Annotated in this window: 12 protein-coding genes and 1 tRNA gene; 8 read left to right on the forward strand and 5 right to left on the reverse strand. The window is 53.5% G+C overall.

Annotated elements, in window-relative coordinates; translation table 11 throughout:
• The first annotated feature begins 278 nt into the window (after nucleotides 1–278).
• The 3 genes from apbE (at nucleotide 279) to K5Y30_RS15320 (ending at nucleotide 4,322) form a co-directional block, all read left to right on the forward strand.
• A complete protein-coding gene (gene apbE, locus K5Y30_RS15310; RefSeq protein WP_370634202.1) occupies nucleotides 279–1,316 on the forward strand; it encodes an FAD:protein FMN transferase ApbE in 1,038 nt (345 codons plus the stop codon).
• 11 nt (nucleotides 1,317–1,327) lie between these two features.
• On the forward strand, nucleotides 1,328–1,969 hold the full coding sequence (gene alkB, locus K5Y30_RS15315) for a DNA oxidative demethylase AlkB (protein ID WP_222184674.1): 642 nt from the start codon (nucleotides 1,328–1,330) through the stop codon (nucleotides 1,967–1,969).
• A gap of 700 nt (nucleotides 1,970–2,669) precedes the next feature.
• A complete protein-coding gene (locus K5Y30_RS15320) occupies nucleotides 2,670–4,322 on the forward strand; it encodes a multidrug ABC transporter permease/ATP-binding protein (protein WP_222184676.1) in 1,653 nt (550 codons plus the stop codon).
• Nucleotides 4,323–4,478: 156 nt separating this feature from the next.
• On the opposite strand, the gene K5Y30_RS15325 is transcribed toward K5Y30_RS15320, so the two are convergent.
• Both K5Y30_RS15325 and K5Y30_RS15330 read right to left on the reverse strand, forming a co-directional pair.
• Nucleotides 4,479–5,204: a 4'-phosphopantetheinyl transferase gene (locus tag K5Y30_RS15325; protein ID WP_222184678.1), complete on the reverse strand. Its 726-nt coding sequence runs from the start codon at nucleotides 5,202–5,204 to the stop codon at nucleotides 4,479–4,481.
• 77 nt (nucleotides 5,205–5,281) lie between these two features.
• Nucleotides 5,282–5,485, reverse strand: coding sequence for a hypothetical protein (locus K5Y30_RS15330; RefSeq protein WP_008105079.1), 204 nt, complete (start codon nucleotides 5,483–5,485; stop codon nucleotides 5,282–5,284).
• Between the two features lie 291 nt (nucleotides 5,486–5,776).
• Here K5Y30_RS15330 and K5Y30_RS15335 point away from each other — a divergent pair, with 291 nt between their 5' ends.
• From K5Y30_RS15335 to K5Y30_RS15350, 4 genes are all read left to right on the forward strand, one after another.
• Nucleotides 5,777–6,097, forward strand: coding sequence for a metalloregulator ArsR/SmtB family transcription factor (locus tag K5Y30_RS15335; protein ID WP_101763682.1), 321 nt, complete (start codon nucleotides 5,777–5,779; stop codon nucleotides 6,095–6,097).
• A gap of 41 nt (nucleotides 6,098–6,138) precedes the next feature.
• Nucleotides 6,139–7,428: an arsenic transporter gene (locus K5Y30_RS15340; protein ID WP_222184679.1), complete on the forward strand. Its 1,290-nt coding sequence runs from the start codon at nucleotides 6,139–6,141 to the stop codon at nucleotides 7,426–7,428.
• A 12-nt stretch (nucleotides 7,429–7,440) separates the two neighbouring features.
• Nucleotides 7,441–7,866, forward strand: a complete 426-nt coding sequence (gene arsC, locus K5Y30_RS15345) for a glutaredoxin-dependent arsenate reductase (RefSeq protein WP_222184681.1) — start codon at nucleotides 7,441–7,443, stop codon at nucleotides 7,864–7,866.
• A gap of 290 nt (nucleotides 7,867–8,156) precedes the next feature.
• A complete protein-coding gene (locus tag K5Y30_RS15350) occupies nucleotides 8,157–9,011 on the forward strand; it encodes a hypothetical protein (protein WP_222184683.1) in 855 nt (284 codons plus the stop codon).
• Nucleotides 9,012–9,074: 63 nt separating this feature from the next.
• Here the strand turns inward: K5Y30_RS15350 and K5Y30_RS15355 are convergent.
• From K5Y30_RS15355 to K5Y30_RS15365, 3 genes are all read right to left on the reverse strand, one after another.
• Nucleotides 9,075–9,151 (reverse strand) — tRNA-Pro (locus tag K5Y30_RS15355).
• 70 nt (nucleotides 9,152–9,221) lie between these two features.
• Entirely contained in the window at nucleotides 9,222–10,976 is a 1,755-nt protein-coding gene (gene yejM / locus K5Y30_RS15360) for an LPS biosynthesis-modulating metalloenzyme YejM (protein WP_222184685.1), read from the reverse strand.
• A gap of 22 nt (nucleotides 10,977–10,998) precedes the next feature.
• The gene (locus K5Y30_RS15365; RefSeq protein ID WP_036648480.1) at nucleotides 10,999–11,226 is read right to left on the reverse strand and encodes a YejL family protein; all 228 of its coding nucleotides are present in this window, start codon (nucleotides 11,224–11,226) and stop codon (nucleotides 10,999–11,001) included.
• Between the two features lie 158 nt (nucleotides 11,227–11,384).
• On the opposite strand from K5Y30_RS15365, the gene yejK reads away from it, so the two are divergent.
• On the forward strand, nucleotides 11,385–12,389 hold the full coding sequence (gene yejK, locus K5Y30_RS15370) for a nucleoid-associated protein YejK (RefSeq protein ID WP_222184687.1): 1,005 nt from the start codon (nucleotides 11,385–11,387) through the stop codon (nucleotides 12,387–12,389).
• The last annotated feature ends 11 nt before the right edge of the window (nucleotides 12,390–12,400 follow it).

Raw genomic sequence — 12,400 nt, forward strand, 5'->3', positions numbered from 1 at the left:
GGGTGATTTTCTGGTGCAATAATTTAACGTCGGCGTGCAGGATAGTGCTGAATCAGGCGATGGCGGTACGTCTGCCAACATTTGAAACTGCCATAAATAAACAGCCCGGCGGTTACGGCAATAATCATATAAATCATCTGATGCTCCTGTAGGCATAACGTTGCAGGAACCGGTTATCCTGTGTCAGCGTTTATCGAACATCAAGCAGCTTTAGACTGCTTTACAAGCGAGTTATGCTTTGTAATTGGCTGTAGTAATGGTTTACAGATGAGGAATTGATGAGTTTTCAGAACATTCTGCTAATTAGCCTGCTGGCATTAGGACTCAGCGGTTGCGAAAAAAACAGCAGCCAACCCGCGATGGTGCTGGAAGGCAAAACCATGGGCACCGTGTGGCGCGTCAGCGTCGCCGGCGTTGATCCGCAGCGTAAAGCGGCGTTGCAACAGCTGATCCAGCAACAGCTGGATCGCGATGACGGCGAACTCTCGACGTGGAAAAGCGATTCGGTGCTGTCGCACTTTAATCAGTATCAAGGCAACGCACCGCAGCCGGTAAGCGCTGATATGGCGGACATCGTTACTGAAGCGCTGCGAATCGGGCATAAAACGTCGGGTGCGATGGATATCACCGTGGGCCCGCTGGTCAATCTGTGGGGTTTTGGCCCGACGAAGCAACCGGCGCATACCCCCAGCGAGGCAGAAATCGCCGCCGCTAAAGCGCGGACTGGCTTGCAGCATCTGCGCGTGATTCAGGGCGTTAACGGTCAATGGCTGCAGAAAGATCTGCCCGGCCTGTATGTCGATCTCTCCACCATGGGCGAAGGCTATGCCACCGATCATCTGGCGCGTCTGATGGAGCAGCAAGGCATCACTGATTATCTGGTTTCAGTGGGCGGCGCAGTATTGAGCCGTGGCGTCAATGCTAATCAGCAGCCGTGGCGCGTGGCGATCCAGAAACCCACCGATCGCGAAAACGCGGTGGAAGCGCGCGTCGATCTGCAAGGACACGGCATTAGCACCTCCGGCAGCTATCGCAACTATTATGAACTGGATGGCAAACGCATTTCGCACGTCATCGATCCGACTACCGGAAGACCGATTGAGCACAAGCTGGTGTCGGCAACGGTGATAGCCACCACCGCGCTGGAAGCGGATGGCTGGGATACCGGTTTGATGGTGCTCGGCAGCGAACGCGCTAAAGCGTTAGCGGTGAAAGAGCATCTGGCGGTCTATTTGATCAGCAAGCAGGGCGACGGTTTTACTCACTGGATGTCGCCGCAGTTTAAAACCTTCCTCATCGATCAGGCATCTCAATAAAGGAGGCGCACATGCTGGATTTATTTAGTGACGAAGCGCCGTGGCAGGAACCGCTAGCGGATGGCGCGGTGATTCTGCGACGTCGTGCCCGCGAACAGGCCGACGCGCTGCTGGCGGCGATTCACGATATCGCCGCGAAAAATCCCTTTGCCCATCGCATCACGCCCGGTGGCCATCGCATGTCGGTGGCGATGACCAACTGTGGTGATTTTGGCTGGTCCACCGATTCGCGCGGCTATCAATATACCGAGCAAGACAGCAACAGCGGACACCATTGGCCGCCGATGCCCGCGCTGTTCCGCGAGCTGGCGCAGCAAACTGCGCGCGAAGCGGGCTTTGCCAGTTTCAATCCTGATGCCTGCCTGATTAACCGCTATGAACCCGGCGCAAAACTGACGCTGCATCAGGATAAAGATGAGAAGGATCTGCGCCAGCCGATTGTGTCGGTTTCACTGGGATTGCCTGCGGTATTCCAGTTCGGCGGTTTCGAACGCGGCGACGCCACCCAGCGCGTGCTGCTGGAACATGGCGATATCGTGGTGTGGGGCGGGCCATCGCGCCTGCGTTATCACGGCATTCTGCCGCTCAAACCTGGCATTCATCCGCAGGCGGGCGCTTTCCGTTTCAACCTGACTTTCCGCCGCGCATTTTAGTTTTTGTTGTGGCGGCACAATTTATTCTTAATGTTAGTTAAGCCAGTGATGAGGGCGCTGGCCGGTGCCACTTTGGGCCGGCGGTCCTCGCGCCGCTTGCGCGGTGCCTTCACTTCGTTCGTCTGCCTGACGGACCGGCGGAGACGGGACATCCTTGTCCCGGCTCCGCCTTTCGCCCGCGTCCTGCGGGCTCTCCTGGCTTCCTCGCTTCGTTCAGCGCTGCGGAATGCCGGCCCAAAAGTGGCCCCGACCAGCTCCGAACCTTCATTGCGCGTTATTAAAAAGGGCACATTAGCAGAGGCGCTGGCGCGTCTGCTGTGGCAAAAGGGCCATTCGCAGCGCTGAGGCTTTTACGTTGGGCCAGGAGCCACGCGCATGGATGCGCGTGGCAGTTCGGGGCCGGCCAGGAAGGCCGATCCGCGAACGGTCCGTTGGCACAATGTGGAAGCCGAAGGTACCGCTTTAGCGGCGCGAGGACGGCCCTTGACGCAGCAGATGTGTCAGAGCCCGCACCAGCTTTAAATCGAAATATCTCCTTATCTGACAAGCATTGCGCAAGTTAATGCGCGATAAATCGCGCTGCTACAAACTAGCGGCAAGCAACACTGTGCTTAGGCAACTATAGGATGAGAATTATTCTTGCTATCAGCCAAGGCGACATTAAACTGCAGGCTGCTTTATTGACCGCTGGAACCCTTTGATGGCATTGCTGCAAGTCGTTTTTCGCCAGTACCGCTGGCCTTTTATTGGCGTCATTCTTCTCACGTTGTTAAGTGCCGTGCTCGGTATCGGCCTGATTGCCTATATCAATAATGAGCTGATCGTCGCGGTGAATACCTCGATTTCGGTGCTGCCGAGTTTCCTTGGGCAGCTGTTCCTATTGATGGCGGTGACGCTCGGCTCCCAGCTGGCGCTGACCATGCTCGGCCATCACTTTGTCTGGCGGCTGCGCGGCGAATTCATCAAACGGATCCTCGATACGCGCGTGGAGCGCATAGAACAGATCGGCAATGCCCAACTGCTGGCCGGTCTCACCAGCGATGTGCGTGCCATCACCATCGCCTTCGTGCGTTTACCCGAGCTGATTCAGGGCATCATTATTACGCTCGGTTCGGCGCTTTATCTCGCCTGGCTCTCGCCAAAAATGCTGTTGATCACCTGCCTGTGGCTGGTGGTGACGCTGGTTGGCGGCTGGTTGCTGGTATCACGCGTTTATCAGCACATGGCTAAGCTGCGTGAAATCGAAGATGACCTGTATCGCGATTTCCAGACCATTATCGAAGGGCGTAAAGAGCTGCAGCTTAACCGCGAACGTGCGCAGCTTATTTACGACAGCGTTTATCAGGAGAATGCCAAAAGCTATCGCCACCACATCGTGCGCGCCGATACCTTCCACCTCAGCGCGGTGAACTGGTCGAATATCATGATGCTCGGCGCGATTGGCATCGTGTTCTTTATGGCGAACGGGCTGGGCTGGGCAAATACGGCGGTGGCGGCAACTTATTCGCTGACGCTGCTGTTCCTGCGCACACCGCTGCTGGCGGCGGTCGGCGCCTTGCCAACGCTGCTCAGCGCGCAGGTGGCGTTTCGCAAGCTCAACAGGTTTGAACTGGCGCCCTATGAAGAAAAGTTCAAGGCGCTGCCAAAAGTCAGCGACTGGCAAACGCTGGAGCTGCGCGACGTCTGCTTCCACTACGGCGAGCACGGATTCCAGGTTGGGCCGATCAATTTGACGCTACGCCGCGGCGAGCTGGTGTTCCTGATTGGCGGCAACGGCAGCGGAAAATCGACGCTGGCGATGCTGCTCACCGGCCTCTATCAGCCGCAATCGGGCAGTTTGCTGCTGGATGGCAAGGTGGTGGATTGGCAAAACCTCGATGCGTATCGCAAACATTTCTCGGCGGTGTTTACCGACGTGCATCTGTTTGATCGCCTCATCGGCGATCAAGGGCAGCCAGCCAATCCTGCGCTGGTGCAGCAGTGGCTGGAGCGTCTGAAGATGCAGGACAAGCTCAAGCTGGAAGGCAACAGAGTGCTTAATCTGCAACTGTCGAAAGGGCAGAGCAAACGTCTGGCGCTGCTGCTGGCAGCCGCCGAAGAGCGCGATATTCTGTTGCTCGACGAATGGGCGGCGGATCAGGATCCGCATTTCCGTCGCATCTTCTATCGTGAGCTGCTGCCGTGGTTACAGGAATCGGGTAAAACGGTGTTCGCTATTAGTCATGACGATCACTACTTTATTCACGCCGATCGCTTGCTGGAGATGCGCGAAGGTCAACTGAGTGAGTTAACCGGTAATGAACGCGAGATGGCAACGCTGGATGCGGTGCAACGCACCGATACCGGCCATTAACGCCAGCCGGGAAAGCTTAGCGAAAACCCTTATTGGGCAAGAAGTTGCGGAGTGAGTAAAGTCACTCCCAGCAGAAATCCTCGTTTCTGCGTCCCTGGAACACTTTTCTGTCGTCTTGTGTTGTCACCGGCTCGGGTTTATTTCTGAGCCGGTTTTTTATTTTGTCGGAAGCGGATGCGTCAGCAACGTAATCACGCGATCTCCAGTCAGCCAGAAACGCGCCTGCAGCAACGCTTTGGTGGTGAAATACGCATCAAAATCCTGACACAACCGCAGCGTTGCGCGGCCTTGCTGCACGTCCAGTTCCAGCACTTCCGCCTGAAGAAAATCCATTGGCTGATGCAATTGCGGCCACAGCGCTTTGTATACACTCTCTTTCAATGAAAACAGCAGCGTAGCGGCCTGGGCAAAGGGCAGAGGCCGCGCCAGCAGGCGCTGTTTTTCCGCCGCGCTCATCAACATCCCAGCGGTTTCATCGGCGGTTTCCTCCGCCATAATCTGCTCAACATCCACACCCACGCACAGTGGCTCGCGCGTCGCAGCCATCACCGCAACGCTGTGCGTATGCGACAGCGACGCCTGAATGCCGGCGGGCCACAACGGTGAACGATCGGGCGCATTACACAACACAAAATGCGCTAAACCGAAGTGCGCGAAATTTTGCTGCACCAGCCAGCGACTCGCCAGATGCTCGGCTTTGCGTTTGGTCACCGCGCTCTGTAGCGACGCGGGCAGCGGCAGCTGCCACGCCTGATGCAGCTCAGCATGCCAATGTTGTTGATCGAATTCGCACCAGGCGATCGGTAATGTATCCAGCGACATGCCAGCAGCGCGGATAAACGGGGAAGAGGGCAGAGCAAGCGACGTTTGAGAGGCGAACATAAAAAATCACGGCTGACGGAAAACGTAGTTTTACCAGCCAGCCGGATGGAGAGCAAGCCAAAGGGGCTCGCCTACTTTTAGTTGTTTGGCGGAATCGCCATGCCTTTAATCTGCACTACGAAGTGCTGATGGCCTTTGGTGATGCGCGCACCGCGATCGCACCAGCGCGAGGCGAGACGGAAGAAATCGTCGCTGCCGATATCGTAAGCCAGTTCAACTTTATTGATACCCGAGTGCAGGAGTTCTTCCGCATCCTGCAGGTTTTTTGCTTTGATGACCATAATGGTTTCCATCGAAAAAACAAGAGCCCTAAGAGTAAGAGAAGTCTGTGACAGTTTTGTTTCAATTTGATGAAGCGCTGTAACATTTATCCAGAAATGTGATCTGGCTCGGGTTGAGTTGCTTTCGGTAAGTTACTGATTAAAAGCCAATAATCAGCATTTCTTTGGCGATAATCTGAGAATGCTTTATTGCATGGAAAACATATGAAATCGCCAGACTTTATATTCTGCCTTTACTTCCAACACATATGAATTACCATATGTAATAGATTTTTACTGGAACCTGGCCCAATGCTCCCTGTTCAACTTTTCAAACTGCTTGCCGACGAAACGCGTACGACCATCGTTTTATTATTACGAGAGGCCGGAGAGTTGTGTGTCTGCGATCTCTGCACCGTTACCCAACAATCACAGCCAAAGATTTCACGCCACATTGCCTTGCTGCGCGATGCTGAGCTGATTCTGGATCGACGTGAAGGCAAGTGGATACACTATCGCCTTTCTCCGCATATGCCGGCCTGGGCTGCATCGATTATCGATACGGCCTGGAATAGCCAGCGTGAGGAAGTGCGTGAGTCGCTGAAGAACGCCGCTGCTACGGGTTGTGAATAATCATTAAACACATTCGATTATTCGAATGCATTGGAGGCGTGATGTTTCTGGCTGGCGCAATATTTGTTTTGACCATCGTGTTTGTCATCTGGCAGCCGCGCGGCCTGAGCATTGGCTGGACGGCAACGATAGGGGCTTTACTGGCGCTGGTGACAGGCGTTATCCAGTTAAACGATATTCCCGCGGTGTGGCATATCGTCTGGAATGCGACAGCGGCTTTTATCGCCGTCATTATCATCAGCCTGTTGCTGGACGAATCCGGTTTTTTTGAGTGGTGCGCTTTGCACGTAGCGCGCTGGGGAAGTGGGCGAGGGCGGCTGCTTTTCACCTATATCGTGTTGCTCGGTGCATGCGTTGCCGCGCTTTTCGCCAATGATGGTGCGGCTCTGATATTGACGCCGATCGTTATCGCGATGCTGCTGGCACTGGGCTTTAGTAAAGGTGCAACCCTGGCTTTTGTCATGGCAGCAGGATTTATCGCCGATACCGCGAGTTTGCCGCTGATCGTATCCAATCTGGTTAACATCGTTTCTGCTGATTTCTTCAAATTGGGATTCAACGCTTACGCGGCGGTGATGGTTCCGGTTGATATTGCCGCTATTATCACCACGCTGATAGTGCTGCACCTTTTCTTTCGCAAAGACATTCCCGCCAGCTATGAGGTTTCACGCCTCAAACTACCAGCTGAAGCCCTAAAAGATCCCGCTACCTTTAAAGCCGGTTGGCTGGTGCTGTTATTGCTATTGGTGGGATTTTTCCTGCTGGAGCCGCTGGGCATTCCAGTCAGTGCTATCGCCGCACTGGGCGCGTTAATTCTGTTTATCGTTGCCAAAAGAGGTCAGGCGATTAATACCGGTAAAGTGTTACGCGGCGCGCCCTGGCAGATCGTGATTTTTTCCCTTGGCATGTATCTGGTGGTTTATGGCCTTAAAAATGCCGGGCTGACGCAACATCTTACTGACTTACTCAACCTCTTTGCCAGCCACGGTTTATGGGCCGCTACCCTGGGGACCGGTTTGGTGACGGCGCTGCTTTCTTCAGTAATGAATAATATGCCAACGGTGCTGATTGGTGCGCTGTCGATTGATGCCAGCACCGCGCAGGGCGTGATAAAGGAAGCGATGATTTATGCCAATGTTATTGGTTGCGACCTGGGACCAAAAATTACGCCGATTGGTAGTCTTGCCACCTTGTTATGGCTGCACGTACTCGACCAGAAGAATATCAACATCAGCTGGGGTTATTACTTCCGCGTGGGTGTCGTGATGACGTTGCCCGTGCTGCTGGTCACCCTGAGCGCGCTGGCCCTGCGCCTAACGTTGTCCCATTAAGATGAGAAAACCATGACTGACATCACCATCTACCATAATCCTGCCTGCGGCACATCGCGCAACACGCTGGCGTTAATTCGCAATAGCGGCGTTGAGCCGACCATTATTCTCTATCTTGAGACGCCGCCAAATCGTGAGCAGCTTAAGGCGTTGATTGGCGCAATGGGGATCAGTGTGCGCTCTTTATTACGCAAAAATGTCGAACCTTACGAACAATTGGGGTTGGCTGAAGAGAGTTTTAGTGATGAGCAACTCATCGAGGCGATGTTGAATTATCCCATCCTGATTAACCGCCCGATTGTTGTCTCCCCGCTGGGAACGCGTTTGTGCCGGCCTTCAGAAGCCGTGCTCGATATTCTTACCGATGCGCAGCAGGGCGCATTCAGTAAGGAGGATGGTGAGAAGGTGATAGATCAGCAAAGAAATCGAATCGTTTAGACCGAATTAGAAACAATAAAAAAGCAGCCATTAAGGCTGCTTTTTTTGGCTTTTGGTCGGCACGAGAGGATTTGAACCTTCGACCTCGGACACCTCATATGCTTTGGGCGTTTCCATCAACTAGCCAGGGTGGCAAAGTGAGTAAGGATGATGGGAATGTTTCTATAGTAGAGATATTAGTGTGATTAAGATCAAATTTCCGACAATTGAGAAGTGTATAAATACGTCAACTTATTATTCGCTACGAATAAACCGAGCTCTGACGAGCTTTTCAATTCGGAAATTAACAAATGAAAAATACTATGCTTGCTTTACTGGTAATGAGTTCATTTTCTACCGTGGCTGCAACTGTAGCGCAAGGTGAAGAGGCTGTATCTCATGCAGGCCGTATGATGGATGCTGCTAACGCTCGTGTAGATGCTGCTGCTTCTTCTTATGGAACAGGTACGCCAGATTCATGGGCTAATGCTTCTGATAGTGCAGCAAGAGAACAGGCTAACGCTCATGCACAAATGAACGGGGCAATCAGTACGCTAGCTAGTTCTGTTGCTACTCAGGCTGGCCCTATGGCTACGCCTCAGAAAACACCACAAACCACACCAACAACTAACACACCTCAAGCAACACCACATAAAACACCATCTTACAGTGTGCCTACTCCTACAGCACAGTTAACGTCTCAGATCGCACCTACTGAACAGTTAACTCCTTCCTACAGTGTTCCGACTGTTAAGCAACAGCTCACCCCGCAAGCCGTACCAACCAAACAACCTAAGATTACCGGTGCTTCTTACCGTGCCTATGTTAATCAGCTTGAGCAAGCACAAACAATAAACGTAGCTGTTAGCAGCCTGAAACCTTCAACACTGGTTAACGTCACTGTGAACGGGATAACTAAAACTATAACGGCTGGAGTTATTGCGGCTGTTAATCCATCCGTACAAGTATCAGTCCCACACGTTCCCGCGTTTCAGGTTAATAGGGGCAAAGGTTCCAAAAATGATAAGGCTTCATCACATTCTTTTGGCGGTAGCGGTAATGGTGCTAATAATGCTGCTAACACTAATAGCGCTCACGGCTTAGGCGGTGGGCCGCATATTGGTGGCGGTTCAGCGATGGGCGGTGGATTCCACGGTAACTGGTAAGCGAGAAAATTCAGATATGAAAAAGGGATTATCCCGCAAGATAATCCCTTTTCCGAAGTGATTTGGTCGGCACGAGAGGATTTGAACCTCCGACCCCGGACACCCCATGACCGTGCGCTACCAGGCTGCGCTACGTGCCGAACGTGGAAGAATATTACTGTTTCCGCGCACGATTGCAATATGAGCAGCATTTAACTGCCTCATAATTAATCAGTTTGCGACGAATCGCTTCTCTTCCGTCAATACCTGCAGCAGCAACGCCAGCTGCGGTTTATGATCTTTCAGCTTGTGACCCTGCGCATCGTAAGCGCTGTAGCTGCCGTTGTTATTCAGCACTAGCGTCACGGTTGGCGTGGTCACCACCAGTTTGCCATCTTCGCTGCTCGCCACCCAATCGTGGCTGCGTTGCGCGGCAAACAGATCTTCACCCTGCGAGAAGTTGGCGGGGTTGGTGCGCACGTGCAGCAGACGCTGCATCAGCGTGGTCATCACATCCTGCTGATCGGTCAGGCGATCGATGGTTTGCGCTGGCGTATTCGGCCAATGCACCACCAGCGGCACCTGTAACGTCGCACGATTGCCTGGATTGTCATCGTTGCTATCCAGATTGACCGCACGCTGCGCCGTGATCACCACCACGGTATTTTTCAGCAAATCGCGATCCTGCAAGGTTTGCAGCACCGCATTAATCTGCTCATCGACACTGCTTGCCTGACGCGTATAGTTGCGCTGGCGTGCCTTCAGGTTGTCGCCATTAACCGTGACACCGTTCAGAGCAATCCACGAGAACCACGGCGCGCTGTTAGATCTCTGGCCGTTGAGCCAGTTTTGCCACTGCGTCACCGTGGTGCTATTCGGCTGGGTATCGGCCTGCGGCAGCGAGTAATCGGCTAACAAAGCCTGACGATACAGCGGTTGGCTGAAGCCGTCCGATGAGAACAAGCCAAACTGATAGCCTTGCGCGTTCAGCGCATTCAGCAGCACGGAAGGCGTACGCGACGCTAACACGCCATCCATATAGCTGGAAGAGATGCCGTAGAACAGGCCAAATAACCCTTTTTCCGGCTGTAGCCCCGCGCTGAAATGCTGGGTGAAGCGCACGTTCTCACTGGCGAATTGATGAAGCGACGGCAGCGCTTTTTCCACCGTGGCGTTGTTCAGACCATCAACGGTTAGCACCAGCAGATTGTGGCGCGTACCACCATCACGGAAAGTAATATCACTCAGCGGATACTGCACTGACAACGCTTCCGGATCGCCCTGTTGCACCAGACGGCGCTGATACTCTTGCGCATCTAGCAAACCGTGACGCTCAAGGAAGCGACGCGCGGTCATCGGATAGGAGAGCGGCAGATTGGCACGCTGCATGGTAATCGGGCGATAGAAATTGGCATCGGCCCAGATATAGAGCAGATGACTGGCGAAGAAGGCGCTGATAAACAGCGCAGCCAGCGGTTTACCGAACGAGCGTCGATTAAGGCTGCGCAGCTTTTGCCAGCTCCAGGTCGCGAACAGCATCTCGACGAGGAAAATCAGTGGCACGCTGATAAACATCAGCTGCCAGTCGCGCGCCATCTCGCTTTGATCAGGGTTGATCACCAACTCCCACACCACCGGATTGAGGTGCAAGTGGAAGCGGCTGAATACGGCGCTGTCGACCATTATCAGCGTCAGCCCGGCGGTGGCGATAATCGCCGACAGCACCCTGAGCAATCGCTGTGACATCACCACAAAGGTGAGCGGGAAAATGATCAGCAGATAGGCCGCGAAGACAATAAAACTGAAATGACCGATCCAGCTGGTAAAGGCATAGATACGTCCCGCGAGCGACGCGGGCCAGTCGGCGACCAACAGGTAGCGGCTGCCTAATATAAACGCGAAGATAATATTAAACAGGGCAAACCAATGCCCCCAGCTGATCATCTGGGAGACTTTTTCGCGGTAGCGCTGCCGGTTGGTTACCATATTATGAGGTCAAATCTGCATATTAATGAGCGTTATCGTCGCGTACGGATGACTGCAACGCATCCGCGAAAGATCGTGCCAGAGTGCGGCGTTGAGCCGGTGAAACGCTGGTATTGATCAAGTTAGTTACCATGTTACCCAATACCATCAGGGAAAGGTCGGTTGGCGCTTTGTCTTTTTCAAGAATCTGCGCCATCTCTGCGAGGAGCTTTTCCACGCGTTCGTCACTGTAACGGGATGATTGTGGCATATCGTCGTCTAATCAAGGGTGAAAAGGCGGTATATTACCGTAACAACGCACTTTTTTCCGCAATTTTATCGCAAGCAGAGCGATCAGTTTGTGCTGGTAGTTGAAAGCGGCTGCGGGCGGTGTTTGAATACGCGCCTGAGCTAAAAGGAGAGTCTACCATGAGTCTGGATATCGACCAGATTGCCCTGCATCAGTTAGTTAAACGTGATGAAAACCAGCTGGAACTGGTACTGCGCGACACTTTGCTGCCTGCGACCCGCGCGGTTGAAGAGATGGCAGAAGAGCTGCACCGGGTTTATAGCGCCAAAAGCAAAGCTTACGGCCTGTTTAACGAAGATAGCGAACTGGCCGATGCGTTGCGTAACTGCCGCAAAGGGGAAGATGACTTTCTGGCGTTTAGCCGTGCGGCGACCGGACGTCTGCGCGATGAGCTGAGCAAATATCCGTTTGCGGAAGGCGGCGTGGTGCTGTTCCTGCACTATCGCTATCTGGCCGTCGAATATTTGCTGATTGCGGTTCTCAACAGCCAGTCGAGCATGCGCGTCAACGAGCAGCTGGATATCAGCAGCACCCATTATCTCGATATCAATCATGCGGATATTGTGGCGCGTATCGATCTCACCGAGTGGGAAACCAATCCGGAATCTACCCGTTATCTGACTTTCCTGCGCGGTCGCGTGGGACGTAAAGTAGCGGATTTCTTTATGGATTTTCTCGGTGCCAGCGTTGGTTTAGACACCAAAGCGCAAAACCGTGGATTGCTGCAAGCGGTGGATGATTATTGCGCCGAATCGGATCTCGATAAAAACGAGCGCCAGAACTATCGTCAGCAGGTTTACACGTACTGCAACGATCAGCTGCAGGCCGGTGAAGAGATTGCGTTGCACGATCTCTCCAGCGAATTACCGCCGCTGGGCGAAAAAACCTTCCAGGCGTTTACTCAGGAGCAGGGTTACGAACTGGAAGAGACCTTCCCAGCGGATCGCAGCACCTTGCGTCAATTGACCAAGTTCGCAGGTAGCGGCGGTGGCTTAACCCTGAACTTTGATGCCATGCTGCTTGGCGAGCGCATCTTCTGGGATCCCACTACTGACACGCTTACTATCAAAGGTACGCCACCGAATCTGCGCGATCAGTTGCAACGTCGTACCAGCAGTAAATAAAAAAAGCCGGG

The sequence above is a fragment of the Pantoea sp. DY-5 genome (genome assembly GCF_019795955.1).
GTDB lineage: Bacteria > Pseudomonadota > Gammaproteobacteria > Enterobacterales > Enterobacteriaceae > Pantoea > Pantoea leporis.